Origin of the sequence: Chitinophaga japonensis (assembly GCF_007830125.1) — a bacterium.
Lineage (GTDB): Bacteria > Bacteroidota > Bacteroidia > Chitinophagales > Chitinophagaceae > Chitinophaga > Chitinophaga japonensis.
Map to the genome: position 1 here is coordinate 1,216,319 of NZ_VLLG01000002.1, position 26,510 is coordinate 1,242,828.

The 26,510-nt window shown below is 54.6% G+C and carries 26 protein-coding genes and 1 riboswitch; of the genes, 13 read left to right on the forward strand and 13 right to left on the reverse strand.

Features of this window, described 5'->3' with window-relative positions:
* Positions 1–34 precede the first annotated feature (34 nt).
* The 6 genes from LX66_RS04770 to LX66_RS04795 all read right to left on the reverse strand — a co-directional run bounded on the left by LX66_RS04770 (position 35) and on the right by LX66_RS04795 (position 8,731).
* Positions 35–3,235, reverse strand: coding sequence for an efflux RND transporter permease subunit (locus LX66_RS04770; protein ID WP_145710739.1), 3,201 nt, complete (start codon positions 3,233–3,235; stop codon positions 35–37).
* Between the two features lie 67 nt (positions 3,236–3,302).
* Positions 3,303–4,373: an efflux RND transporter periplasmic adaptor subunit gene (locus tag LX66_RS04775; protein ID WP_145710740.1), complete on the reverse strand. Its 1,071-nt coding sequence runs from the start codon at positions 4,371–4,373 to the stop codon at positions 3,303–3,305.
* Between the two features lie 21 nt (positions 4,374–4,394).
* Positions 4,395–5,756 carry a TolC family protein gene (locus tag LX66_RS04780; protein WP_145710741.1) on the reverse strand — a complete coding sequence of 454 codons (1,362 nt, stop codon included), beginning with the start codon at positions 5,754–5,756 and terminating at the stop codon, positions 4,395–4,397.
* A 170-nt stretch (positions 5,757–5,926) separates the two neighbouring features.
* A complete protein-coding gene (locus LX66_RS04785) occupies positions 5,927–6,553 on the reverse strand; it encodes a TetR/AcrR family transcriptional regulator (RefSeq protein ID WP_145710742.1) in 627 nt (208 codons plus the stop codon).
* Positions 6,554–6,562: 9 nt separating this feature from the next.
* Complete coding sequence (locus tag LX66_RS04790) at positions 6,563–7,174, reverse strand: TetR/AcrR family transcriptional regulator (RefSeq protein WP_145710743.1); 612 nt, start codon at positions 7,172–7,174, stop codon at positions 6,563–6,565.
* 297 nt (positions 7,175–7,471) lie between these two features.
* Positions 7,472–8,731, reverse strand: a complete 1,260-nt coding sequence (locus LX66_RS04795; protein WP_145710744.1) for a pyridoxal phosphate-dependent aminotransferase — start codon at positions 8,729–8,731, stop codon at positions 7,472–7,474.
* Between the two features lie 328 nt (positions 8,732–9,059).
* Here LX66_RS04795 and dnaN point away from each other — a divergent pair, with 328 nt between their 5' ends.
* The 3 genes from dnaN (at position 9,060) to LX66_RS04810 (ending at position 11,509) form a co-directional block, all read left to right on the forward strand.
* The gene (dnaN, locus tag LX66_RS04800; protein WP_145710745.1) at positions 9,060–10,178 is read left to right on the forward strand and encodes a DNA polymerase III subunit beta; all 1,119 of its coding nucleotides are present in this window, start codon (positions 9,060–9,062) and stop codon (positions 10,176–10,178) included.
* Positions 10,179–10,384: 206 nt separating this feature from the next.
* Positions 10,385–11,212 carry a sterol desaturase family protein gene (locus tag LX66_RS04805; RefSeq protein ID WP_145710746.1) on the forward strand — a complete coding sequence of 276 codons (828 nt, stop codon included), beginning with the start codon at positions 10,385–10,387 and terminating at the stop codon, positions 11,210–11,212.
* A gap of 39 nt (positions 11,213–11,251) precedes the next feature.
* The gene (locus LX66_RS04810) at positions 11,252–11,509 is read left to right on the forward strand and encodes a hypothetical protein (RefSeq protein WP_145710747.1); all 258 of its coding nucleotides are present in this window, start codon (positions 11,252–11,254) and stop codon (positions 11,507–11,509) included.
* A gap of 4 nt (positions 11,510–11,513) precedes the next feature.
* On the opposite strand, the gene LX66_RS04815 is transcribed toward LX66_RS04810, so the two are convergent.
* Positions 11,514–11,996, reverse strand: a complete 483-nt coding sequence (locus LX66_RS04815) for a lipocalin-like domain-containing protein (RefSeq protein WP_145710748.1) — start codon at positions 11,994–11,996, stop codon at positions 11,514–11,516.
* Positions 11,997–12,066: 70 nt separating this feature from the next.
* A riboswitch (TPP riboswitch) is annotated at positions 12,067–12,171 on the forward strand.
* Positions 12,172–12,229: 58 nt separating this feature from the next.
* On the opposite strand from LX66_RS04815, the gene thiS reads away from it, so the two are divergent.
* From thiS to thiH, 7 genes are all read left to right on the forward strand, one after another.
* Entirely contained in the window at positions 12,230–12,433 is a 204-nt protein-coding gene (gene thiS / locus LX66_RS04820; RefSeq protein ID WP_145710749.1) for a sulfur carrier protein ThiS, read from the forward strand.
* Positions 12,434–12,485: 52 nt separating this feature from the next.
* On the forward strand, positions 12,486–14,351 hold the full coding sequence (gene thiC / locus LX66_RS04825) for a phosphomethylpyrimidine synthase ThiC (RefSeq protein ID WP_145710750.1): 1,866 nt from the start codon (positions 12,486–12,488) through the stop codon (positions 14,349–14,351).
* Positions 14,352–14,355: 4 nt separating this feature from the next.
* Positions 14,356–14,967, forward strand: a complete 612-nt coding sequence (locus LX66_RS04830; protein ID WP_145710751.1) for a thiamine phosphate synthase — start codon at positions 14,356–14,358, stop codon at positions 14,965–14,967.
* Complete coding sequence (locus LX66_RS04835; protein WP_145710752.1) at positions 14,940–15,701, forward strand: hydroxymethylpyrimidine/phosphomethylpyrimidine kinase; 762 nt, start codon at positions 14,940–14,942, stop codon at positions 15,699–15,701. Before LX66_RS04830 ends, LX66_RS04835 begins: the two co-directional genes overlap by 28 nt.
* Positions 15,698–16,333: a thiamine phosphate synthase gene (locus LX66_RS04840; protein WP_145710753.1), complete on the forward strand. Its 636-nt coding sequence runs from the start codon at positions 15,698–15,700 to the stop codon at positions 16,331–16,333. Before LX66_RS04835 ends, LX66_RS04840 begins: the two co-directional genes overlap by 4 nt.
* A complete protein-coding gene (locus tag LX66_RS04845; protein ID WP_145710754.1) occupies positions 16,330–17,106 on the forward strand; it encodes a thiazole synthase in 777 nt (258 codons plus the stop codon). The genes LX66_RS04840 and LX66_RS04845 overlap by 4 nt, the downstream gene beginning before the upstream one ends.
* A gap of 92 nt (positions 17,107–17,198) precedes the next feature.
* Positions 17,199–18,320 (forward strand): 2-iminoacetate synthase ThiH, encoded by a 1,122-nt coding sequence (gene thiH / locus LX66_RS04850; RefSeq protein WP_145710755.1) that lies wholly within the window; start codon positions 17,199–17,201, stop codon positions 18,318–18,320.
* 215 nt (positions 18,321–18,535) lie between these two features.
* Here the strand turns inward: thiH and LX66_RS04855 are convergent, their stop codons facing one another.
* Positions 18,536–18,994, reverse strand: a complete 459-nt coding sequence (locus tag LX66_RS04855; RefSeq protein ID WP_145710756.1) for a ferritin-like domain-containing protein — start codon at positions 18,992–18,994, stop codon at positions 18,536–18,538.
* A gap of 33 nt (positions 18,995–19,027) precedes the next feature.
* Complete coding sequence (locus LX66_RS04860) at positions 19,028–20,062, reverse strand: Gfo/Idh/MocA family protein (protein ID WP_145710757.1); 1,035 nt, start codon at positions 20,060–20,062, stop codon at positions 19,028–19,030.
* A gap of 228 nt (positions 20,063–20,290) precedes the next feature.
* Between LX66_RS04860 and LX66_RS04865 the strand changes: the two genes are divergently transcribed.
* On the forward strand, positions 20,291–20,449 hold the full coding sequence (locus LX66_RS04865) for a lmo0937 family membrane protein (protein WP_145710758.1): 159 nt from the start codon (positions 20,291–20,293) through the stop codon (positions 20,447–20,449).
* 85 nt (positions 20,450–20,534) lie between these two features.
* Here the strand turns inward: LX66_RS04865 and LX66_RS04870 are convergent, their stop codons facing one another.
* Both LX66_RS04870 and LX66_RS04875 read right to left on the reverse strand, forming a co-directional pair.
* Positions 20,535–21,563 carry a FecR family protein gene (locus LX66_RS04870; RefSeq protein ID WP_145710759.1) on the reverse strand — a complete coding sequence of 343 codons (1,029 nt, stop codon included), beginning with the start codon at positions 21,561–21,563 and terminating at the stop codon, positions 20,535–20,537.
* Between the two features lie 77 nt (positions 21,564–21,640).
* Positions 21,641–22,147, reverse strand: a complete 507-nt coding sequence (locus LX66_RS04875; protein ID WP_145710760.1) for an RNA polymerase sigma factor — start codon at positions 22,145–22,147, stop codon at positions 21,641–21,643.
* Positions 22,148–22,340: 193 nt separating this feature from the next.
* Between LX66_RS04875 and LX66_RS04885 the strand changes: the two genes are divergently transcribed.
* Positions 22,341–22,820: an NUDIX domain-containing protein gene (locus LX66_RS04885; RefSeq protein ID WP_145710761.1), complete on the forward strand. Its 480-nt coding sequence runs from the start codon at positions 22,341–22,343 to the stop codon at positions 22,818–22,820.
* A gap of 51 nt (positions 22,821–22,871) precedes the next feature.
* Complete coding sequence (locus tag LX66_RS04890; RefSeq protein WP_145710762.1) at positions 22,872–23,432, forward strand: AAA family ATPase; 561 nt, start codon at positions 22,872–22,874, stop codon at positions 23,430–23,432.
* Between the two features lie 39 nt (positions 23,433–23,471).
* On the opposite strand, the gene LX66_RS04895 is transcribed toward LX66_RS04890, so the two are convergent.
* Together LX66_RS04895 and LX66_RS04900 are read right to left on the reverse strand one after the other, a co-directional pair.
* The gene (locus tag LX66_RS04895) at positions 23,472–24,806 is read right to left on the reverse strand and encodes a TldD/PmbA family protein (RefSeq protein ID WP_145710763.1); all 1,335 of its coding nucleotides are present in this window, start codon (positions 24,804–24,806) and stop codon (positions 23,472–23,474) included.
* Positions 24,807–24,815: 9 nt separating this feature from the next.
* The gene (locus LX66_RS04900; RefSeq protein ID WP_145710764.1) at positions 24,816–26,453 is read right to left on the reverse strand and encodes a TldD/PmbA family protein; all 1,638 of its coding nucleotides are present in this window, start codon (positions 26,451–26,453) and stop codon (positions 24,816–24,818) included.
* Positions 26,454–26,510: the final 57 nt, after the last annotated feature.

Here is a 26,510-nt window from a genome sequence, read left to right on the forward strand (position 1 = left end):
CCTTATGTTGCTACTTTTTTTATGATCTGTTTCATCAGTTCACGGACAGTTCCGCTTCCAGCGCTTCCCCGTCTTCTACCAGCTCCCTGCCATAAGGCGCTACCATCCGCTGGCGGATGAGGCGCTTCACGGAAGGCTTACCCCAGCCAAAGCGCTGCATAATGCTGTCCACGATCTTGTACACCACCGGCACCACGATCAGTGTCAGGAACATGGAGCTGATCAAGCCGCCGATGATCACCCAGGCCAGGCCGTTCTTGATAGAGGCCACGCCGCCGGTAGCCAGCGCAATGGGCAGCATGCCGATCACCATGGCGATGGTGGTCATCAGGATGGGGCGCAAACGCGCGTTGTTGGCGTGTATCAGCGCCTCATAGGTGCTTTGCCCTTCGTCCTTCATCTGGTTGGTAAAGTCCACCAGCATGATGGCGTTCTTGGCCACCAGCCCTATCAGCATGATCATACCCAGTATGGTGAAGATGTTCAGCGTATTGTTGGTGAGCGCCAGGGCCAGCAGCGCCCCGATAATGGCCAGCGGTATGGAGAAGAGCACCACGAAAGGATACACATAGCTGTCATACAACGCCACCATGATCAGGTATACCATTACAATGGAGACCAGGAGGGCCATGCCCAGGGTGCTGAAGGAATCGCCCTGGTTCTCCGCATCGCCGCCATACACATAGGAGATGCCGGCCGGCTTGCGCAGCTTTTGCAGGGCGGCGTCAAACTCCTGCTGCACGGTACCGCTGGGCCGCCCTATTACCGCCGACTGCACAGACACGGAAGTGCTCTTATCCCTTCTTTCCAGGCGGCTGGGGCCGCTGCCTTCGGTAATGGCGGCAAACTGCGACAGCCGGATCAACTGGCCTGCATTGTTCTGGAACTGTATATTGGCCACATCCTGTATGTTCTTCCGGTTAAAATCGTCAAAACGGATGTTGATATCGTATTCATAGTCACCCTGGCGGAACTTTACTTTAGAATCATCCGCGGTGCCGTTAAAAGCAGTTTGCATGGTGTTGCCCACCTGGTCCAGCGTAAGGCCCAGGGCCGACATTTTATCACGGTCCACCTGCACATTGATCTCGGGATTGCCTTCCTCTACAGAAAGCTTCACATCACTGGTGCCGTCTATTTTCCGCAGCACGTCCATGGCCTGCCTGGCATAGGTCATTACACTGTCCAGCTCCGTGCCCATCACCACCAGCTCCACCGGCGCACGGTCTGCCGTACCCATGATGTTTACGGAAATGGTCTTTATCTTAACGCCTGGCAATAATTTTTGCAGCGCCACTTTTGTCCTGGCGGCATACATGTCCACCGGCTCCCGCTTGTCCTGGTCCACCAGCATAACTGTGATCTCTGATTTATAGGCGGTAGATTGAGACACGCCAAAACCGTCCTCGCTGGTTTGCCCCACCGTGGTGATCAAACGGGTGATGGCGGGCTGCTTGTCCAGGTACTGCTCCACTTTACGGGTAGCCTGGTTGGATTGCTCCACGGAGGCGTCTTTCGGCATTTCCAACTGCACGATGAACTGTCCCCTGTCGCCTTTGGCGATGAACTCCCCGCCGATATACCCTTTACCGATCAGCATAAAAGAAGCGATCAGCAGGCCTACGGCTACTACCAGGGTAATGGCCTTGTGCGCCAGCGCCCATTTCAGCAGGCCGGTCATCCAGTCCGTAAAGCGCTGCAACTGTTTTTCAAACCATAGAATGAAGCGCTCAAATACATTCTTGCCGGTCATATGCTCCAGCTTGCCGAAACGGGAGGAGAGCAGCGGCACGATCATAAAAGATGACAGTAAGCTGAGCAGGGTGGAGATCATCACCACCACGCAGAATTCCCGCAGTATCTTGGACACCAGTCCATTGGTCAGCGAAATGGGCAGGAACACCACCACGATCACCAGCGTGATGGAAGTAACGGTGAAGCCTATCTCTTTTACGCCTTCAAAGGCCGCGCGCACCTTGTTCTTGCCCATCTCCATGTGGCGGTAAATATTCTCCAGCACCACGATGGCGTCGTCCACCAGGATGCCCACCACCAGGGAAAGCCCCATCAGCGACATCAGGTTCAGCGTAAACCCGAACAGCTTCATGCCGATAAAGGTAGCGATCAGCGAGGCGGGAATGGAGATCATTACGAAGATGGCGTTGCGGATACTGTGCAGGAACAGCAGCATCACCAGCGCCACCAGTATAATGGCGATGACCAGGTCCTCCATTACGGAGTCTGCCGACTCCAGGGTAAAATCAGAAGAATCGTTCGCCACAAATATCTTCAGCCCGTTCTGCGCATAGTCATTTTCAATAGTGGCAATCGCTTTCTTCACTTCCTCGCTCACGGTTACGGCATTGGCGTCCGTCTGTTTCTGCAACTGCAGGGCAATGGCGTTGATACCGTCCACCCGTGCAATACGCTCGGCATCCTTCTGCCCGTCCTGCACATCAGCTACGTCCTTCAGGCGGATCTGCGTACCGTCTGCCGTAGTGGTCAGCACCAGGTTGCGCAGTTGGTCCACGTTCTTATACTTACCGGCCAGCCGGATCAGTATCTGCTGGTCGGTGGTTTTGGCCTTGCCGGTAGGAAAGTCCAGGTTGGCGTTGGTCACTACCTGCCGTACCTGCAGGATGGACAGGTTGTACGCCTGCAGCTTCGCCGGGTCCACGTTCACCTGTATCTCCCGCTCCCGGCCGCCGATCAGCGATACCTGTGCCATGCCCGGCAGGCGGGACAGCAGGGGTTGTATCTTTTTATCCACCAGGTCGTAGAACTGCTTGTCGTCCATTTTGGCGGTAGCAGACAGCGTCATGATAGGGAGGTCGTCCAGCGAAAATTTATTCAGGGAAGGTTGTTTGGCGTCTTCCGGCAGCTCGGCCAGGATAGCATTGATCTTACGCTGGGCATCCTGGATGCCGATGTCCACGTTGGCGTCGTTATTTAGCTCCACGGTAACGGACGACAGCCCTTCGGAGGATTTGGAGGTGATCTTTTTCACCTTTTCCATAGAGGCCACGGCATCCTCGATCTTTTTGGTAACGGTAGCTTCCACCTCGCCGGGAGCGGCCCCGGGATACACCGTAGTAATGGTGATGGTGGGGTTGCTGAACTTGGGCAGCAGCTCATAGTTCAGCGATTGATAGCTCATGATCCCCAGCAGGGTGAGTACGGTAAACACCACTACCACGATGGTAGGCCGCTTAATGGATATCTCTGTGATCTTCATTGCTGATTTTTTTGCAGACCTGCCAGGTTTTAAAAACCTGACAGGTCTTTTTTCATCGCTGTTACTGTTAGCTGGCGGGCGTTTGTACGGTTACTTTTGCACCATCTACCAGGTTGATCTGCCCGCTGGTGATCACGGTCTCTCCTTCTTTCAGCCCTTCACGTATTTCTACCTGGTCGCCGTAAATACGGCCGGCTATTACCTTGCGCAGTTTGGCGCTGTCGCCTGCCAGCACGTATACCTGGTTGCTGTTGACGCCGCCTGTAAAGGCCGTGCGCGGTATCAGCATCATGGGTGCGCTTTGCGGCATTTCAAAATGGGCGCTGCCGTACATACCTGCTTTCAGTGGTTTGCCGCTCACATTGGTCACTTCCATTTCCACGGGATAGTTGAGCGTGTTATCGCCTTTGGCGGCAATGAAAGTGATGCGGCCCTCATACGTTACTTCGGGGAACACGTTGGCCGTTACCTTCACCTTGTGGCCTTCCTGCAGGTGCACCACCTGCGCTTCCGGCACGCTTACCGCCAGCTTCAGGCGGGACACGTCCACGATGTCGAACATCTTGTCGCCAGCCCGGAGGTAGGCGCCCTTCTCTACGTACCTGGCGTTGATCACGCCCTGTATGGGGGCTTTTACGCGGGTATCGCGGATGCGGCGGCTGGCGGCCTCGTAGCGGGTCACGGCCTGCTCGTACTGCACGCGGATATCGTCCACCTGCTTCTCGGTCACGCCGCCTGTCTTGAAAGCGCTTTCATAGCGTTCTTTGTCCACCCGCAACTGGTCCATGCTGATCTTGTAATTTTCCAGGTCGGTGCCCAGTATCTCGTCGTCTATGCGGGCCACTACCTGGCCGGGCTTTACGTGGCTGCCTTCCTCCACGTACAGGTCGGTGATACGCCCGGATGTTTCCGCCAGGTAGGTGAGCTCCCGCACCGGCTCAAAATTGCCGTTGGCGGAAAAGCCCTGTGAAAAATCCTGCCTGGCTACTTTCTGCACCAGTACGGGCACTTCGCCGGTGTTGCTCTTTTTTACGAATTCAGTTTTGGTTTCGTTCTCTTTCTTGTTGGCGCCCAGCTTCCACATGATCACTGCTACGGCCAGTACGGTTAAACCACCCCAGATAAATATCTTTTTCATTCGTTGTATGTTTAAGGGTATTTAGTTCAGCAAGTTTTTAAGATTACCATTTGATTTTATGATGTCCAGCTCTGCCAGCTTGTATTGCAGCAGCGCCTCGTTGTAATTGTTCTGCGCTTCGGTCAGCGAGGTTTCCGCGTCCAGCAGGTCCGTCAGGTCCGCCAGGCCCAGCTTGTAATTGTTCTGCGTAGCATTGTACACCTCGTTGGCCAGGTCCACGTTCTCCTGCTGCGCCTGTATGGTGCCCAGGTTGCTCTTTACCTGCAGCTTGGCATTTTCAAAGGCGGTATTGAGCGCGAGCGCCGTTTCTTCTTTCTGCTTGCTGAGCTGTCTCAGCGTCACATTCGCCTGGTTTACCCGGGAGCGGCGGCCAAAGCCGTCGAAGATGGGTATCTTCAGCGTAAGGCCTACGGAAGCCATCCCGTACCAGTTGGCGGTAGAGCCGTTGGACTTGGATTTCAGGAAATCGAAATTGTTACTGAGGCCGTTGTAAGAGTAGCTGCCGGTGAGCGAAAGGCTCGGGTAATACTCCGCGATGTAAGCCTTTTTTTGCAGCTCCTGCAGCTCGGTCTGCTTATCCAGCAGGCGGTATTCGATCCGGTTGTCCAGGTCCAGGCTGCCAAAGGCCAGGCCCGCGGCCGTTTTATCTTCCAGCTCCGCAAAGGAGGCGCGGGGCAGCTCCAGCGCTGTGCCTGCGGGCATGCCTATCTGCTGCCGGAGCTGGTTCAACTGCACCAGGTACTGGTTCTCCTGCTGGATGCGCTGTGTTTTGTAATTCGTAAGGTTCACCCTGATACGGTCCAGGTCTATTTTCCGGGCAAGGCCATTCCGGAATTGTGTATTGGTGGTTTCCACCAGGGTGCTGAGCTTCCCGATATTGGCGTCCAGCACGCGTATCTTTTCCCGGGTTACCAGCGCCTGGTAGTAGGCCTGGCTTACGTTGTAGATCACGTTCTCTTCGGACTGCACGGTGGCCATCCTGTAATATTCCTCCGTGGTCTTGGCGGCCTTCAGCCCGGTAAATACCGTCTGGTCAAACACCTTCTGCTCCAGCGTGGCGCCGGCGGAAAGGTTATGGGTAAGGCCGGACTCCAGCAGTACTGTTTGCCCCGGCTGGCCTACCACATCGCCGGGCAGGGGGAATACCGGTTTCTTGATATTGTTGGTATACGTACCGGTACCGTTGATCTGCGGCAGGGCGCGGGATTTTACCTCGGCGGTCTTGAAGCGCCCCATATCTTCATCCAGGCGGGTATATGCCAGCCGCTGGTTGTTGGCCAGGGCGTATTTCAGGCACTCCTGCAATGTCATTTCAGTTTGTGCATACCCGTTATACACGCCTATCCCGGTAAGCAGGATAAGCAGTAGCTTTAACCGTTTCATCTGTAACTATATGATTTTTCTTTTGCCAGATGGAACCTCACAGCAGCATCTTTCATGTAAGCAAAGTGCGCGTGTTCGGTTTCATCCGTATTTTTAATTTTTTCAGGGCATGGCGCGGCCTGTACGCGTACCGGGGGTATGCGCAGCGTCCATCTGTTCACCCTTTGATCTTAAGTAGTGCTGATGTTTTCCTCTTTATATTGTAAATACCGGGCTGCCAGCTTGTGGCCTTCAAGGGTGGCAATGCCCATGATGTAGTTGGCTGTGATCTCCTGCATCACCTCATGCGGATCGAACTGTTCCGCAGGGTATTGCGAAGGGTCAAATGCCGATTCCAGTTGCAATTGCCGCATACGGGCAATAATATCCATGTTCAGGTTGCTCCTGTACCATCCTTCTGCGATGCCCCGCTCCAGGTTTTCCCGGATATGCTGCAGCACGCCCTCGCGCTTGAACTGTGCAATGGCCTGCGCCGCCTGCGGGTGATACTTCTGTATTTCAAACAGCATGACCGGGTTCATGGTGCGGCCCAGCACTTCGATGTTCCGGGTCGTTCTCATCAGTTCATCTATAGCGTCTGCAGCTTCCCTGCGCGCGCTGCTCATCTGTTCCGTGAGCATTTCCAGTAAAGTACCTATGCCTTCCTGTACCAGTTCCGCTTTATCTGTGAAATGCTCATACACTGTCTTCTTTGAAATGCCACATTCGCGTGAAATATCGAACATGGTCACACTCTTGATCCCGTATGTCCGGAACATCCGAAGCGCTGTATCCAGTATCCTGTCCCGCACCGTCATAATTCCCGTTTAATGCCGTTTAAGTGCTTTTAAAAATATCTCTGTCAGTAACTGCTGTTGTTCCATGATCTGCTGGATATCCTCCCGCTCCAGGTCTGCATAGTCCGGCGGGTAATCCAGCACAGAAAAGCGCAGTCCCATCATGGCCCGGTTGTACAGGAGCGCCACCCCTTCCGGGTCGTCCACCTCCAGCTCGCCGGAAGCTGCGCCGGCCCGGATAATACGGGTCACCAGCCTGTGCTCTCTTTCCTTTGCTGCTTTCATCACTCCCTGCATTTCTTCCGTCTGGGTTTCATTCATCACTTTAAACAGCTCCAGCCGGCAAAACCGCTGCAGGAAATTGCTGCGGATCCCGTTGATCCGCTTCAGGCACTCCTCGGCGGAATGGACGTGATCTGCCTCGGCTTCCATCTCCGCAAAGAAATCATCGGCTATTTTCATCAGTACTGCCTTGTGCAGTCCCTTTTTATCCGGAAAATAATAGTACAGTGATGCCTTGGAGCAGCCCAGGTCGTCCGCGATCTCGGTCATGGTGGTCTTAGCTGATCCATAGTGGGTAAAGCGTTTCAGAGCTGCCTCCAGTATTCTCTCCCGCATTTCGTCTTTGGTCTCTGCAATCATTTTACTTTTCGACTTTTTTAGTTTCCGGGTCAAAAATAGTAAAAATTCCAGACTTGGTAAACAAAGTTGACCAATTAACAGTTATTTAACTTTTCGAGGGTAAAAGTCAAAAAGTCAGGTTCCCGGGTGTTTTTCCCATGGAAACAGTAGGAGGTGGGAGGTAGGATATAGGAGGTAGGAGGTAAGAAGTAGGAGGTAGGAGGTGCGGCAACATAAAAAAAGCAGGAAACAAGCAGCGCAAACCGGGTTTGCCACTACTTATCTCCTGCTTATCTCTTATTTCCTACATCTTACTTCCTACTTCAATTTCTCCAGTGCCGCCTTCAACTGCTCCAGCATGGCGGGTATCTCTTCCTTCACGCAGGTGCCCACGCTCAGGCGGTACCAGGAGGAATCTTTGGCGGCGCCAAAGGCGTAGAAGGGCACAACGGCCAGTTTGGCCTCATTTAATAAATAGGAGGTAACGGCGGCCTGGTCTGCCAGCACGGCGCCGTTCGCCGTCTTTTTACCCTTCAGGTCCAGGCGGATAGTGAGGTAGATAGCGGCCTGGGGAGCAATACAGTCCACCGGGTGGCCGGCCTTTTTCAGGCTTACAAAGCCTTCGTATATACGCAGCAGCCTTTCTTCTATTTCCGCCTTGAAATGCAGCAGGTGTTTATCTACATTATCCTGCTGCACCAGGTAGCGGGCAGCGGCCTTTTGTTCCGCCATCGGGCTCCAGGCGCCCACATGGGAAAGAATGGCCTTCATTTTCGCGATCACCTCTGCCGGACCCAGGGCCCAGCCTACCCGCACGCCGGTAGCGGCAAAAGCCTTGCTCATACCGTCAATAAAGATCGTATAGTCCTTCAGCTCCGGGCGCAGGGTTACCGGGTTGTAGTGTTGCGTTTCGCCGTAGGTCAGCACCCAGTACATCTGGTCGTACATAATGTACAGCGGCTTTTCACCTGCACCGCGGCTTTTGTTCTCGGCTATCACCAGGTCGCAGATCTCTTCCAGTTGCTGTTTGCCAAAGGTGGTGCCGGTGGGATTCTGCGGGGAGCACAGCGCCAGCAGGGTGGCGCCTTTCAGCAGGGGCTTCAGCTCCGCAGCCGTGGGCATAAAATTGTTCTCCGGCGAGGTTTCCAGCACAGCGTGCTCCGCCTCCAGGAAATGCGTATAGTGGTTATTGTTCCAGGAAGGGGTAGCGTAGATCACTTTTTCGCCGCGGTCTACAATGGTCCTGTAAGTAGCGTAAATAATGGGGCGGCCGCCGCAGGAGATCACGATCTCCTTGGCAGGATCGTATACCAGCCCTTCGCGTTCCGCAATAAAGCTGCCGACCGCCTTGCGCAGCTCCGGAATGCCGTCTGCCGGGGGGTAGTTGGTGTAATGCTCCTGGTAAGCGGTAATGATTTCCTGCTCAAACTCAGCCGGAATAGGGAACACTTTCGGATCAAAATCACCGATCGTGAAGTTGTAGATTTGCTCGCCTTTGGCTATCTTCTCCTTTATCTCACCGGCCAGTTTAATAATTTCAGACCCGATCAGCGTTTCGGCTAAATGAGACAGTTGCATAAAACCCGGTTTTAGTGTGAATAACTTTTTCTTTCGCGCGCCAAAGGTAACCGATTCTGTACATACCTTGAAAGAAAGATCAAGTTCTTTTCATATTATCCAAAACAACTGGCTGATAAATGAATTTTATCTAACAAAACAAGGGGAATGCCATATTTTTATTCAGCAGCCATTTCCCATGCCGCCTACTGCAATCGGTTTATAAAAAGGGGACGGGTGCAACTTGGTAACAGGCAAACTAGTAAATTAGCGAACTGGTAATTTTTCTATCTTTGTTCGCATTCATAAAGATGACATGTGAATGACCATAAAAAATAAACATTAACAAATGAAATTTATTGTTTCTTCCTCTACTTTGTTAAAGCAATTACAACAGATCAGCGGGGTCATTAACTCCAACACGGTGCTGCCAATATTGGAAGATTTTCTTTTCCTGATTGACAAGAACCAACTTACGGTAGTAGCTACCGACCTTGAAACTGTAATGAAGGTAAAGCTGGAGGTAGAAGCCAAGGAAAGCGGCCGCATTTGCATCCCGGCCAAGATACTGATGGACTCCCTGAAGAACCTGCCCGATCAGCCGCTGACCTTTCATATAGATATGAACTCCTACGCCGTAGAGATCACTTCCGACAACGGCAAGTACAAGGTGATGGGAGAAAACCCGGAGAACTTCCCGAAAGAACCGGCGGCAGATGATACCACCTCCTTCACCCTGGAATCGTCCGCACTGGTAACGGCCATTAACAAAACCCTGTTTGCCGTGAGCAACGACGACCTGCGCCCGGCCATGACGGGGGTATACTTTGAGCTGGCCGACAAAAGCCTCACATTTGTGGCGACCGATGCGCACCGCCTGGTAAAGTACGTGAGAACAGACGCCAACTGTCCCCAGTCCGATACCTTCATCGTGCCCAAAAAGCCGCTGAACCTGCTGAAGTCCGCCCTGCCGGACAACGAGAGCGAAGTAAAGATCTCCTACAGCCAGAACCATTTCTTTGTATCGCACGACGGGGCGCAGATGATATGCCGCCTGATAGACGCCCGTTTCCCCGATTACAAAGTAGTAATACCCAAGGATAACCCGTACCGGCTGACCGTGGCAAAATCCGATTTCCAGAACGCACTGAAGCGGGTAAGCGTGTTTGCCAACAAAAGCACCAACCAGGTGGCGCTGAACATCAGCGGCAGCGAGCTGCAGCTCACCGCCCAGGATGTGGATTTTTCCTTTGAAGGTACGGAGCGTATGAGCTGCCAGTATACCGGCGATGATATGCAAATCGCCTTCAACGCCAAATTCCTGATAGAAATGCTGAACGCGGCCGAAGGAGACGAGATCTCCATCGAGCTGTCCACCCCCACCAAAGCCGGTATCCTGAAACCGTCCGAAAAAGCGGACAACGAGGACCTGCTGATGCTGGTGATGCCGCTGATGCTGAATAATTAATGATGAAGAATTAATAATAATTAATTTATATAAAGCAATCTCTGCCAAAGAGGTTGCTTTTTTCTTTACTGGCACTGGCTTTGCGGCAAAATAAATTGCCCAAAAAATCGTAATTTATAGCGGAAATAAACAACACAGGACAGTAATTACAGTACAACAGGCAGGCCACGTTAATTCCCGTTCCGCGATAACTGAATACGGCATCCATGGAGGCATTTTTCGCTAATATCCCCTCATCTTACCGCACTGCTATACTGGTGGCAGGATTGTTATTGCTATGGATCATAGAGGGCTTTATACCGCGGTTCCGCTTCCGGTACAACCGGTACCGGCATGCAGGCACCAACCTTTTCTTTACCCTTACCACCGCCATTATTAACCTGGGCTTCGCCTTCCTGATAGTAAAGGCATCGGAATGGGCCAGCCGGGAGCAGTTCGGACTGCTGTACTGGACCGGTATGCCGCTGTGGCTGCATACCATCCTGGCCCTGCTGATGATGGATTTCATAGGCGCCTACCTCATACACCTGGTCCAGCATAAGGTGGCCTGGATGTGGCATTTCCACAAGATACACCATATAGATACGGCTATAGATGTAACCACCGCCCTCCGGCATCACCCGGTAGAAAGCCTGTTCCGGGTGCTGGCACTGGCAGCGGCCATTGTGACCATGGGCATCCCCATCTGGATGGTGATGTTGTACCAGAGCCTGTCCGCCCTGATGTCTCAGTTCAATCACGCCAACATACACCTGCCCCACTGGCTGGACCGGGCGCTGAGCTGGGTAATTGTATCGCCGGACATGCACAAGGTGCACCACAGCCGCTACCAGCCCGAAACAGATTCCAATTATGCGAATATATTTTCTATCTGGGACCGTATTTGCGGCACCTTTGTAAAGGTGCCGGACACTACGCGCATTCAATATGGACTGGATGAGTACCAGGAGCCCCGATACCAGGAAATAGGCCCCTTGTTGAAAGTGCCCTGGGAGAAGACGGATGTTTTAGTGGAAAAGCCTGCCAATTCATGATGGAGATATCAGTATTCCTATAATCTATAATTATCTGTTATGGCACAAGAACATCACGTAGCAACGACCAAGATAGCCGGTTTTATAGGGCTGGGCGCCGGCATCGTTGCTGCTATTATCTCGTTCCTTACCAAAACGCCCTCTACCGCCATTATAATGGGCAGCATTGCTGCAGTAACGGGTATTGTTTGCCTGTGGATGGCCCGCAAGAATATTGACGATATGCAACTGGCGGCGGGCGGCATTTTTATGGCCGTAGTATCACTGGTAATAGGCTTGTGGCTAACGTATAGCTGACCTTTTACTTTTTCTTCTGGTATTCCTCCAGGTACCCTTCGGCGGCCTTTACCGGGAACAGTACCAGCGTAGAATCCGTAAGGTCTTTTATAACGGTGGTGTCTATGGTGGCTGCAGAATCCTTCTGCTGTTCTCCCTCCGTATGATTCCACAGCAGGAGGGTGTCTTTTACCAGTTCCCATTTTTCATATACCAGCGTATACATGTTGATGGAAACGGCGCTGCCGTTTTTCTTTAGCTGGAAACCCTGCATCTCCTTATCCAGCCCGGGTACCGGGCGCAACCACTTCCCGATCAGTTGCTCCGGCCGCCACGTAGCGGTGTCTGCCTGAATAAAGGCGGTATCAGGCCCAGGCGCAATAGCCGCCGTATCTATCCGCTGCAGCAGGCTGCTGTCCTCCGTTACAACCGGGTCGGGCTTTTTGGGCTGCTCGCTACAGGCGGCAAAGACGGTGATGAGTACTGGTACTAACAGGTGTCTGATCATATATGCAGAAGGTAACAAATCAAAGATAGAGATTATAATGTGCTAATTAAAAATTAACTGCTACCTTTAGGCTTCACTTTAGGGGTGTTTCCCGGTGACCAACCGGGAGGCTGAGATAATACCCTCAGTACCTGACGCAGCTCATACTGCCGGAGGGAAAAGTTACTGATCTATCTCTTCTTATTTCACATCCTTAAAGTTTATTGTTTCATCTTAAAAATTCCTGTCAACACATGGAAGTACTTGTGAACAATAAACTTTATGCGGTGCAGCCATCTACCACCGTTGCTGCGCTGTTACAGTTTATTCAGCTACCATCCGCAAAAGGCATTGCTATTGCCGTCAACAACCAGGTGATCCCTAAAGCCCGCTGGGAACAGCAAACGCTGCAGGCGGCAGATAAGGTGACCATCATCCGCGCTACACAGGGGGGGTGAACTACTTCATTCTTCTTCCCTTTCTTTTTCTGACCATTTAAATCATTCAACGATGTCTCAACAACCTTCTGAGCATACGATCAGCCGCGCGCCCTTTCCGGCTTCCGGGAAGGTGTACGTGCAGGGAAAACTGCATGATATCCGGGTAGCCATGCGCCGGATAACCCTAACGCCTACACGCCTGCATGGTAAGAACGGCGATACGGTAGACAACGCACCCGTGGTGGTGTATGATACCAGCGGGCCCTACACCGATCCTTCCGTTCCCATCGACGTGCGGCAGGGGCTGCCCCGCCTGCGGCAATCCTGGATACTGGACCGTAAGGACGTGGAGCCGCTGCCCGGCCTCAGCTCCGCCTATGGCCGGGAGCGCCTGGCAGACCAGCAACTGGACAGCCTGCGCTTTGCCCACCTGCAAACGCCGCTGCGCGCAAAAGCCGGCCGTAATGTATCGCAGATGCACTACGCCCGCCAGGGCATCATCACCCCGGAAATGGAATACATCGCCATCCGCGAAAACCAGTGCGCGGAGCAACTGTACCGGGAAAACAACGAGCTCTGGCAGCAGCATAAAGGCCACTCCTTCGGGGCCAACACACCCGTGCGCTTCATTACGCCCGAGTTTGTACGGCAGGAAGTAGCGGCAGGCCGCGCTATCATCCCCTCCAACATCAACCACCCGGAAAGCGAGCCCATGATCATTGGCCGCAATTTCCTGGTAAAGATCAATGCCAACATCGGCAATTCCGCCGTTAGCTCCGGCATAGAGGAGGAAGTGGAAAAAGCCGTATGGGCCTGCCGCTGGGGTGCAGACACCATTATGGACCTTAGCACAGGGAAACATATACACGAAACCCGGGAATGGATCATCCGCAATTCCCCGGTGCCCATTGGTACGGTGCCCATTTACCAGGCGCTGGAAAAGGTGAACGGCAAGGCGGAAGCGCTTACCTGGGACATTTTCCGCGATACGCTCATTGAACAGGCCGAGCAGGGCGTGGACTATTTCACGATCCACGCCGGGGTGCTGCTGCGCTATGTACCGCTCACGGCTAAACGTACCACCGGCATTGTATCCCGCGGGGGCAGCATCATGGCCAAATGGTGCCTGGCACATCACCAGGAGAATTTCCTGTACACACATTTTGAGGAGATCTGCGAGATCATGAAGGCCTATGACGTGGCTTTTTCCCTGGGCGACGGCCTGCGTCCCGGCAGCATTGCCGACGCCAACGACGCGGCCCAGTTTGCCGAGCTGGAAACCCTGGGCGAGCTTACCCAAAAGGCCTGGCAGCATGACGTACAGGTAATGATAGAAGGGCCCGGCCACGTGCCCATGCAGCTCATCAAGGCCAATATGGAAAAGCAGTTGCAGCACTGCCAGGAAGCGCCTTTTTATACGCTGGGGCCATTGACCACTGATATCGCGCCCGGCTACGATCATATTACCTCTGCCATTGGCGCCGCCATGATAGGTTGGTTTGGCACCGCCATGCTGTGCTATGTAACGCCAAAGGAGCACCTGGGCCTGCCCAACAAGGAAGATGTACGGCAGGGCGTGATTGCCTACAAGATAGCCGCCCATGCGGCCGACCTGGCCAAGGGACATCCCGGGGCGCAGCACCGGGACAATGCGCTGAGCAAGGCCCGCTTTGAATTCCGCTGGGAAGACCAGTTCAACCTTTCCCTGGACCCGGAAACCGCCCGGTCCTATCATGACGAAACCCTGCCGGCGGAGGGCGCCAAGATAGCGCACTTCTGCTCCATGTGCGGCCCGCATTTCTGCTCCATGAAGATCACCCAGGAGGTGCGCGACTTTGCCGCTAACCAGGGCGTAGCGGAGCAGGAGGCGCTGGAAGCCGGCATGCAGGCGCAGTCCGAAGCATTTAAGCTGCAGGGAGGAGATATTTATTTGTAACCGCATGCTACTGATCATCACCCATCCGGAAACGCTGCCGCAGGAAACCGCCCGCTGGCAGGAGCTGCTGGCCGCCGGCGCAGACGCCCTGCTGCTGCGCAAGCCGGGCCGGACGCAGGAGGACTATGCCCGCCTGCTGGACCAGGTAGACCCGGTCTGCTACAGCAGGATACTGGTAGCCGAACACTGGCCGCTGTGCAGGCGCTACGGGCTTATGGGCGTGCACTACAGCGAGCGGCTGCGCAACAGCGGCCTCCCGCAGCCAGCCATGCATTACCCGCCGCACTGCCTGCTTAGCACCGGCATTCACGACACGGCCGCCTTACCGGCCGCGGCGCAGGAATGGGACCTGCTGCTGCTAAGCCCGGTGTTTGACAGTATTTCCAAACCGGGGTATAAAAGCCGGTATCCTGCCGGCTTCCGGCTGCAGCGACCGGAAGGCCGGGCGCGCATACTGGCCCTGGGCGGGGTGAACCATACCAATGCCGCCCGGGCGCGGGAAATGGGTTTTGACGGTATCGCCCTGCTGGGCGCCATCTGGAACACGCCGGGCAAGGCGGTGGAACAATACAATCATATCAGCAACATATGGAACGCGAACGCCCATACGTTATGAGCCTGGCCGGGCTGGACCCCAGCGGGGGCGCCGGGCTGCTGGCGGATATAAAGACCTTTGAGGCCCACAAGATATACGGGCTGGGCGTTTGTACGGCCCTGACCGTGCAAACGGACCGGCACTTCCTGTCCGTGGAGTGGCTGCCGGCCGGCCGCATTATTGCCCAGGCAAAGCCGCTGCTGAAGAAGTTTGCGCCCGTCTACTGCAAAATAGGCATCATGGCCGATGTGCCTACCCTGCTGGAAGTAGTGCGCGCCCTGCATGTGCTGCGGCCCGGTATCCGCATTATCCTGGACCCGGTGCTGAAAGCCTCCGCCGGTTTCAATTTTCATGAGGCGGCGCAGGCTGGGGCCTGGCAGGCCGTATTGCCTTACCTCTACCTGCTTACGCCCAATTACGAGGAAGTGCTGGTACTGGGTGGCAACCGGCCGCACCACGACGGACAAACCGCCGCCGTAAGGCTGAGCAGGCACTGCGCCGTATTGCTCAAAGGCGGGCACCGGCCCGAACGCCTGGGCTGGGACACCCTGTACACGGCCGATGGCGAGTACAACCTGCCGCCGGGCAGCCAGCAGGTGCATGCCAAGCACGGCTCCGGGTGCGTGCTTTCCGCCGCCATTACTGCACAGCTCGCGCTGGGCCATACGCTACCTGTAGCCTGTACTAACGGCAAGGCATATACGGAAAAATTCCTTTCCAGTCATTCATCTTTATTAGGATATCATCACTTATGATCAGCCACTTACATTACATATCGCAACAAACAGCTACTGCAGGCCATATTGCCAATATACAGGCGGCCTGCGAGGCCGGCTGCAAATGGATACAACTGCGCATCAAGGACGCTGCGCCGGAGGACGTGCTGACCACCGCCCGGACGGCCCGGCAGCTATGCGACCAGTACGGCGCCACCCTCATCATTAACGACTACCCGCAAATCGCCAAAGCGGTAAACGCACAGGGTGTGCACGTAGGCAAAAATGATATGACGGTGGCCGCTGCCAGGGAGATCACCGGCGCGGATTTTATCGTGGGCGGCACCGCCAATACCCTGGACGACATTCTGCAGCACGTAAAGGACGGGGCCAGCTATGTAGGGCTGGGCCCTTACCGCTTTACCACTACCAAGCAAAAGCTGAGCCCCGTACTGGGACTGGAAGGCATTGCCCGTATCATGCAGGCGCTGGAAGCGCAGCAGGTACGCATTCCCATAGTGGCCATCGGCGGCATTTTGCCGGAAGACGTAGCGGCGCTGCGGGCGGCGGGCGTGCACGGCGTGGCCGTAAGCGGGGCCATTACCCATGCGGGCAACCGGCAGGCGGTGGTAGATAATATTTTACTGACATGCTTAAACCAGGGATCATGACACCATTGATAATAGCGGGGCGTACTTTTCAATCCCGCCTGTTTACCGGCACGGGCAAATTTTCTTCCGCAGCGCTCATGGAGCAGGCGCTGCTGGCCTCCGGCTCGGAACTGGTAACCGTAGCGCTGAAGCGGGTAGACCTGCAGGACCAGTCGGACGATATGCTGCAACACCTCCAGCACCCGCAACTGCAACTGTTGCCTAATACTTCCGGCGTGCGTACGGCCAGGGAAGCGGTATACGCCGCCCAGTTGGCCCGCGAAGCGCTGGACACCAACTGGATAAAGCTTGAGATACACCCGGACCCGCGCTACCTGCTGCCGGACCCGGTAGAGACTTTGCTGGCAGCGGAGGAGCTGGTAAAGCTGGGCTTTGTGGTGCTGCCCTATGTGCATGCAGACCCGGTGCTGTGCAAACGCCTGGAAGAAGCAGGCACGGCAGCCGTAATGCCACTGGGCGCGCCCATTGGCAGCAACAAAGGCCTGAAGACCTTTGACTTCCTGGAGATCATTATTGAACAAAGCCGGGTGCCGGTGATAATAGACGCCGGTATCGGCCGCCCCTCGGATGCGGCCCGGGCCCTGGAAATGGGCGCCGACGCCGTGCTGGTAAACACCGCCATTGCCGTGGCTAAGGACCCGGTGCGCATGGCGCAGGCCTTCAAACAGGCGGTGGAAGCCGGCAGGCAGGCTTACGAAGCCGGGCTGGGCGGCAGCCAGCAGCAGGCGCATGCTACCAGCCCACTGGTAGCGTTCCTGGACGACGATAATTAATAATTAAGAATTAACAATTAATAATACCTGTAGCAGTAGTGCTCCATTGAAAGACCGGCGTTACGATTATTAATTATTCATTATTAATTTTTATGGAGAGTTTTAAAGACATATTTGACCAATATAACTGGGATGCCGTGAAAGCGGACATCTACGGCAAAACCGCGCAGGACGTGGAGCGGGCGCTGGCAAACAACCGGCGCAGCCTGGATGATTTTATGGCCCTGCTGTCGCCGGCGGCGCAACCCTACCTGGAGCAGATGGCGCAGCTTAGCCACCAGCTCACCCGGCAGCGCTTTGGCAATACCATACAAATGTACATACCCCTGTACCTCTCCAATGAGTGCCAGAACATCTGCACTTATTGCGGGTTCAGCCTGGATAACAAGATCCGCCGCAAAACCCTGGATGAAGCGGAGATACTGCAGGAAGTGCAGGCCATCAAGGCCATGGGTTATGAGCACGTGCTGCTGGTAACCGGCGAGGCCTGGCAAACGGTGGGCGTGGAATATTTCAAAACGGCGCTGGAGCTGGTACGCCCGCACTTCTCCCATATCAGCATGGAAGTGCAGCCACTGGACGAGGCGGATTATGCGGCCCTGATACCGCTGGGCCTGCAAAGCGTGCTGGTGTACCAGGAAACCTATCACCAGGCGGATTACAAGCTGCACCACCCCAAGGGCCGCAAGTCCAATTTCCATTACCGGCTGGAAACCCCGGACCGGCTGGGCCGGGCCGGCATCTATAAAACCGGGCTGGGCGTATTGATAGGCCTGGAGGACTGGCGCACAGACAGCTTCTTTACCGCCCTGCACCTGCAGTACCTGGAGAAGACCTACTGGCAAACCCGGTACAGCATTTCTTTCCCGCGCCTGCGGCCCTGCGCCGGCGGGCTGCCGCCCAAAGTGGAAATGAACGACCGGGAGCTGGTGCAGCTCATCTGCGCTTACCGCCTGCTGGACCCCGATGTGGAGCTAAGTCTTTCCACCCGGGAGTCTGAACGTTTCCGCAACCATGTGATAAAGCTGGGCATCACCTCCCTGAGCGCCGGCTCCAGGACCAACCCCGGCGGTTATGCTGCCGACCCGCAATCCCTGGAACAGTTCGAGATATCGGACGAGCGCAGCCCTGCCGCCATTGCCGGCATGCTGCGGGCCCAGGGCTATGAGCCGGTATGGAAAGACTGGGACCGGGTGCTGGCCGGCAGCCGTTAACGAAGTACATAAAAAATGCCTTCCGCCTGCAGGCGGAAGGCATTGTGAAAACCTAAATCCATTAATTATTAGAGCATTCTGGGGTGCTTATAGAGATAAGCAGTTACCGTAACATCTGGTCCAAATTTAAGCCTGGCATAATGAACAACCTGATCAACCGGCCTGATTGAACAAAATGAATACGGATACCCCGGTTGCACAACCCAAATGGTGTATCAGCCTACTTTCTCCATATCCCGGTATGTTTTAATAGTGTCGTGCGAACGCCGCAGGGCGCCTTTCTGGTTAGCGATCAGCTCCCTTACGCTGTATGGCATGGGAGCGTCCGATGCCAGGGCCTCCTCGTAGGCGCGCTGGGCGGCGTCTTCCCCGTATTCGCAACTGGCCAGTATGGCGTGGCGGTTACTGCCGGTAAAGGTAGCCTTTACGTCCATCCAGGTGCGGTATATCTTACCGGAAGCCGTGGTCCCGGTCTCAATATCGCTGCCAAACTGTACCCGTTCCTGGTTCAGTTGGTCTACATAAGTGCGGCTCTCATCTACCATCCGCTGGAACAGCGCTTTCAGGTCGGCATCGTCTGTTTGCGCAATGGCTTTCTGGTAGCCTTCTATACGGTCATTATTAATTCTTACGAGGTCGCTTAGTAATTCGACTAATTTTTCATTGTGTTGCATGGCTTACATTGTTTTGATGTTTGTAAATGATTTCTACAGGCGTTCTTCCTTACCGGAAGCAATACTGCGGTAGATAGCTGCTATAATGCGTATGTCTTTCATTCCTTCCGTTCCGTTCACCGGCGATGGCGCCTTATACAGGATGCTGTATGCTACGTGGTCCAGCAGCAGCGCTTCGGGCATCACCTCGGGAAACTTCATGGCTTCCTTGTTCACCCGCCCCTGTATTCCTTCAAAAGTAAAGGCAGGGTCCAGGGAAAAGGCTCCCTTTTCTGCCTCCACTGTGATGAAGCTGTCTGTTGCCGAATAGCTGCAGGTACAATCTGCGATGGCGCCGGAAGGAAAGCGCATTTCCCACTGCACGGTGTCTTCCACTTCCTTGAATACATCCGGCCGTTTATTCTGCACGGACGCTTTCACCGCTACCGGCTCTTCTCCCGTCACGTAGCGGCAGGCCTGCACCAGGTATATGCCTACATCCAGCAGGGAGCCACCGCCGGCCAGCTCCTTATCCAGCCGCCAGCCGCTGCCGGCTTCCAGGTGGATGCTGTTGGCGGCTTGTATATGCTTTACCTTTCCCAGCACCCGGGTGGTGCCCAGCCTGGATATCTCCTGGTGGTATGGGCTGAACTGCAGGCGGTAGCTGGTATACAGTCTTACCCCGTGCTCCTTGCAGGCAGCCACCATTTCGGCGCATTCCTTTACCGTGGGCGCCAGCGGCTTTTCACACAGGATATGCTTGCCGGCAGCCGCCGCCTTCAGCACATATTTGCAGTGCAGGCTGTTAGGCACTGCTATGTACACCAGTTGCACTGCATCATTGCGGCAGAGGGTATCCATTTCATCATAGTGCAGCACCTGTTCGCGGCGCACATGATAGCTGTCCGCCACCTGTTTTTTATCGTGGTCCTTCCCGCATATCACTGCTTCCAGGCCACAGTAGTTGGTCTGGTGCAGGGCTGGTATAATGCGGTCCGTACTGTATTCACCCAAGCCTACGATTGCTATGCCCAGCTTTTGTTGTATGATCTCGCTATCGCCCAGGGGCATTACTTTAGGAAAGGTCATGGCCTCGTTTTTTTAATTGGTATTTCAAAAATGCGACCATTTGAATGCGCATACGCGCAGCGGCCCGGGATGCATTTTCAGGCCCTGTTTATGACCTATTTTTTGCCCGCATGGTGGAATCCCTTCCACAGCAAAAAAACAGGGGTAAAGCCCCTATGTCATTATAAATAAAGCACTACGGGGTTGGCACAGATTTTTTACCTGGGTTGGTAACCAAAACGTTTTCATATGAGAAGCATACTGTATCTGATAGCCCTTATTTTGATCATAGGATGGGTGTTAGGCTTCTTTGTGTATTCAGCAGGCGCGTTGATACATGCGTTGCTGGTATTGGCCGTTATTGCGATCCTTTTAAGCATTATACGGGGAAGGGCACCAATAGAGTAATTGATCTTTGACGAATAATGCCGCATGCCTGATGAATGATCAGCGATCACTTATTATGCATGCGGCATTTTTCTTTCACGGTGTTTTATCTAAAGACATGGTATCCCGTACTATCATGTGTAACCTTCAGCCGGTTGAGGGTGGCTATTGTTTGCAGTATGCCTTCCGGGGCGTCGCTTTTGCGGATCTGCCCCGTGAAATAATATTTACGTAACTGCTGCGGGGAAAAGGTAATACGGACCTTATACACGGCTTCAAACCGGTCCAGCACTTCGGGCAGGGGTACGCTGGTAAACAGGAGCTCTTCACCGTTGTCTTTGATGTTGCCTTTTAATGGCGCCCGGGGCGTGCTTTCCGGCTGCCCGTACCGGTACACGGTAAGCGAGCGTTGTCCCTTGTTGAAAGCGCATTCCTGGCCGGGCGTTAAATACACCATCTCCCCAGCGGCTGGAGCTCCTGTGGTTTTTACCATTACCTTGCCGGACAGCAATCTTACCTTCACGGTCTTATGCCCTTCATATGCACAGATCCTGAAAGTGGTGCCCAGCACGGTGGTTGCTACATTTCCTGAATATACGATAAATGGTCGTCCCTCTTCTTTTGTTACCCGGAAAGTGGCGGCGCCCTCCAGGTACAGTGCCCGCTGTGTGGCCGTAAATCCATGCCGCCAGCGCAGCGTGCTGCCGGTTTCCAGCATTACTTCCGAGCTGTCCGGCAATACAATACGCCGGGTGTTGCGGCCGGTGTGCCGCACCAGGGTATCCCGGGCGGGCGCCTCCCGTCGCTGGCTGGCGATGGCGGCAGCGGGCTGCTCCACCTTACGATGCAACTGCCACCAGGCGCCGCCTGCGCCCAGCAGGAGGATGACGGCAGCAGCAGCGGCCCAGTTGCGGTACCGGTATCTCTTTGCTGCAAGGCGTACCTGGTCCAGCATCTGCTCACTATCAGCGGCCCGCAGGCGGGCGCCCGGTTCAAAGGCCTCCCATTCCTGCTCCGGCAATATCGCCTCCAGTTCTTCCGGGTGCTGCTCCAGGTACTTTGCCACAGTGGCGGCTTCCAGGGCGGTACACTGGCCCTGTAAGAACTTTTCTATGAGTGCACGGTCTATCATCATGTGGCAAAAGTAAAATCCCGGTTCCTAATATACTACGCTGGAAAAGTGGATTGCACCCACCGGGTGTGCGGAATTTGTTACAGTACTTCCCGAAGCTGCTTGATAGCGCGGTTCAACTGGTTTTCCACTGTTTTTACAGAGAGGGAAAGGCGGGCGGCAATTTCGCGGTTGGAGAACCCGTCAATACGGTACTGGAATATCTTCTTCCTGCCGGGAGGCAGGGTCTCAATAGCCTGGCGCACCAGGTGCAGGGTTTCCCGCTCCTCGCGGGCGGCCGTGGTGTCCTCCGTTTCCGGCAGCCAGTGGTTGGGCAGGGACACGGACCGTTGCTGGGCCTTGCGGCGCAGCACATCTATTAGAGTGGTCCTGGCTATGCGGAACAGTTGCTGGGATAAGGGCAGCTCCTCGTTCAAACTACTGCGGTACCGCCACAGCTTGATAAAGGTAAGCTGTACCAGCTCTTCCGCCACATCTGCTGCGGTGGTGCGTTTCAGGAAATAGTAATACAGTTTTTCGTGAAACTGGTAATATACTTCTTCAAAAACGGCAAAGGATCCGGATCTTATGGCGGCGATCTGATGCATGAAAACGGCTAACCGGCAACATAGATACAATTTTTCCGCGGGAAATAAAAGTTCCGCAAGCCGGCATATCTATTACAAACCGGTATTTTACATCTCCTTTCAGCATCCTGTCGTATGCCCCGTTGATCTGCTGATCCGGCATCTTTTCAAACTTGCCCATGTGTACAAAATTTAATACTATAATTTTGCAGGTATGGGCAAAACCAGTGCAGGTATACTATTATACCGCTACCGGGATCAGTTGCAGGTACTGCTGGTGCATCCCGGCGGGCCTTTCTGGGCAAAAAAGGATGCGGGCGCCTGGTCTATTCCCAAAGGAGAGGCCGAAAACGGCGATGGCCTGCTGAGCGCCGCCTTGCGGGAGTTTGAAGAGGAAACCGGCATGCGGCCGGCCGCAGACCCGGATACCCTCCTGCCCCTGGAGCCGGTAAAACAAAAGGGCGGCAAACTGGTGCATGCCTGGGCCCTGCAGGGCGACCTGGATACCACGGATATCCGCAGCAATACCTTTGAAATGGAATGGCCCCCGCGCTCCGGTAAAACAAGGTCCTTCCCTGAAGTGGACAAAGCCGCCTGGCTGCCCATTCCCGAAGCGCGGCAAAAGATACTGGCAGGCCAACTGCCGCTGATAGACCAGTTGCTAAGCATACTCCCGGATACGCCTTTGCGATAGTGCCGGCATTTTTTTCAATCACTCAATCATTATCACTTAAACATTATTCATATGATTGCAACAACTCCATGCTGCAAAGCGCAATGCTTTGTATTGACCGGTGGCCCCGGCGCAGGCAAAACCACCGTACTCGCAGCACTGGAAAAAACAGGATATGCCGTTATGCCCGAAGTGGCCCGCGAGATCATCCGGGAGCAGGTAGCTGCCGGCGGAGACGGGGTGCCCTGGCGGAACATGCCGCTTTACACACAATTGATGCAAGTGCGCACCATTGCGGCCTTTTATGACGCGCCACCAGCCGGCGCCTGTTTTTATGACCGCGGCATACCGGACGTGATCTGCCATACGCGGCTCAACCAGTTGCCGGAGGATGCCATGCTGCACACCGCCGCCGGGCTGCTACGGTACAACCGGCGGGTATTCTTGTTCCCGCCCTGGGAAGCAATCTATCACACCGATACGGAAAGGAAACAGACTTTTGCGGAAGCAGTACGTACTTACGAGGTGCTGCGGCAGGTATACCAGGCATATGATTATGAGCTGGTGGAGGTGCCGAAAGGTGCGGTGGAGGAAAGAGTAGCATTTGTCATCAGCAGGATATCATCCTGCTAATACGTGCGCCACACCTTCGGGGTATGGCGCACGCAGATCTTATACCGCATCGGACAGTGAAGTAAAAGTAAAGTCGCGCAGCTTCATGGGCGGCACCAGGTAGCTGCGGTAAGATTCCACGCTGATGGTGCGCTCCGGTTTACCCAGGGCTTCCACGTTGTTCAGCATGATCACGGGGCTTTCATTAAAACGGAAATTTTTGATCGGGTGTTTGATCACGCCGTTTTCTATGTAAAAGGTGCCGTCGCGGGTAAGGCCGGTCAGCAAAAGCGTTTGCGGGTCCACCATGCGGATGTACCAGAGCCGTGATACCAGTATGCCGCGTTCCGTGCTCCTGATCAGCTCTTCCAGAGAGACATCGCCCCCTTCCATAATAATGTTGCCGGGGCGCGGCACCGGCTTTACACCTTTCTTTTGCGCCCAGAAACGCGAGTAGCTTAAATTCTTTACCACGCCTTTTTCAATCCAACTGGTCTTTTCCAGCGGCATGCCTTCACCGTTCCAGGTGCCGGAAGGCAGCTCGGGATGGAAAGGATCGGAGTAAATGGTGACCTTATCGTCCATCAGTTGCTCACCCAGCCGGTTGCCGCCGCCCGGCCTGCTCATAAAGCTGCGGCCTTCATCCGCATTGCGGGCATCCAGTCCGCGGAACAGGTTTTCCATCATATAAGCTGCCGCCACCGGCTCCAGTATCACGGTGTACCGGCCCGGTTCAATGGCTTTGGCATTGGCGGAGCCATTGGCTTTGGAGGCGGATACCTGCGTAGCGCTGTAGGTATCCAGCTTGCGGATGTCATTATACCCGCGGGCGGCATAGCCGGAGCCGGTACCTGCCTGGTTGCGGGTGGTGATGCTGAAGATAACGTCCGTATCGGTATTGTAGGCGAACAGTCCTTTGGAATTAGCCAGCGCATTAAAGCTGGTGGTGTTCTCCAGGAAGCCCGCCGCCTCCAGCTTCGCATCTTTGGCTACCTGTATGCTCTTTGCCACCGCAGCGGCGCGGGTATCCGGCGTAACGGCGGCCGTGGCCGGCACGTAGGTAATGCTGTCCTTATACGTTTGGGGGCCCGGGAGCGGCATGTATTCCGGGTCTTCCGGGGCCAGTTGCGCCAGCTCTTCGGCACGGCGCACGGCCTTTTCCAGGGAAGCGTCGTCAAATTCGTTAATGGTGGTGGTACCGGTTTTCTTACCGAAGGTAGCGCTGATGGAAAGGCTTAGCGTGCTGATGTCTCCGGCGGTGGACACGGCGTTACGGGCATAGCGGATGTTGCCGCCCTCACGGCCGGTGAGGCTGGCCTCACATTCATCTGCTTTGGAAAAGCCCAGCACTTTTTTCAGCAGTGCCTGTGCTTCGTCTTTATTAAGTATAGCCATAATAGTCGGTCAGATTTTTCTTGCTGTGTTAATAACATTTACCCCGTTAAAGCGGGTGGTGGAGCTGCCATGCGAAACGGCGTTGGACTGCGAGGGCTGCCCCTTGCCGTCATTGAAGGCGCCGCCCAGGCGGTAATCCCGCTTGTCTGCAATAGCCGTGCAGGAGTTCCAGAATTCCCGGGTGTTGGCCTGGTAGGCTACATCTTTCAGCATGCCAGCTATTTTGCCATCCTTTATTTCGTAGAACAGTTGCCCGCCAAACTGGAAATTGTACCGCTGCTGGTCAATGGAGAAAGAGCCGTCGCCAACGATGTAGATACCTTTTTCCACATCCCTGATCATGTCATCCACGCTTAAAGGGCTGGCGCCGGGTTTCAGCGAAATATTGGGCATGCGCTGGAACTGCACGTCCTCCCAGCTTTGCGCATAGCAGCATCCCTGTGATTCCTTGAGACCGATGATGTGCGCCTGGTCGCGGATGGCCTGGTAGTTGACCAGTATGCCGTCTTTAATAATGTCCCACTCCTTGCACTGCACGCCTTCATCATCATAGCCTACCGCGCCCAGGGAACCGGGTTGCAGCTTGTCGGCCACAATATTCACCAGCTTGCTGCCAAACTGGAAGTTGCCGGATTTCCATTTATCCAGGGTCAGGAAACTGGTGCCGGCATAGTTGGCTTCATAGCCCAGCACGCGGTCCAGCTCTGTAGGATGCGCTACGGATTCATGGATAGTAAGCCACAGGTGGGAGGGGTCCAGCACCAGGTCATACTTGCCCGGCTCCACGGACTTCGCTTTTATCTTCTCGTTTACATTCTCCGTAGCATTCTTAATGTCTTCCAGTATATCGTAACGGCTTTTATAACGCGTTACAATACCGGCCACCTTGCTGTCCGGCAGCGGGGTCAGGTATTCGTACCCCATTCCCACAGGAGAGCTGAGGGAGCGGCGGGTCTCAAACTTGCCGCTGGCCTTGTCTATTTTGGTGACGTTAAAGAAGGGGTAGATGCGGTGCACATCCTGGTCAATATAGGAGCCGTCCGTAGAGGCGAAGAACTTCTGCTCATTCACGGCCATGATGGCGGAGGTTACAAAACTGGCGCCACCCTGCATAGCGATATCATTTACTTTCAGCAGCAGGTCCACCTTGTCTTTTACGGGAACGGCAAATGCGCTTTGCTCAATAGGGGTTTTCCAGCTTACGTCGCCATAGCCTTTTTGCGGGGCCAGTTGCACCGGCTCCGTCATGATCTTAGCATTGGCTTTGGCAACGGCCACGGCCCTTTCCGCTGTTTTTACAATATCGGCTTCCGTTACGTTGTTGGAAGCCGCAAAGCCCCAACTACCGTTGGCAATCACGCGAATGCCGACCCCAAAAGATTCGGTATTGGAAATACCCTGCACCCTCTTTTCACGGGTAATGATAAACTGCCTGAGGTAACGGCCTATGCGCACATCGGCATAGGAGGCTCCTTTGGCGCGGGCGGCCGCCAGTGCCATATCGGACAACTGCTTTTTGCGGGCAAGGTCCATGCCCTCCATCAATGCTTCAGCGGGATCAATGGCGTTACCGGCCAGCAGCGATCCGGGCACCATCAATGCGCCCAGGCCCATAGCCGAAAGCTGGATAAAGTCTTTTCTGTTCAATGCAATGGCCCTCCTTAAAGATTTAGGTGATAAAAATGCGGTTTAGATGATTTTGGT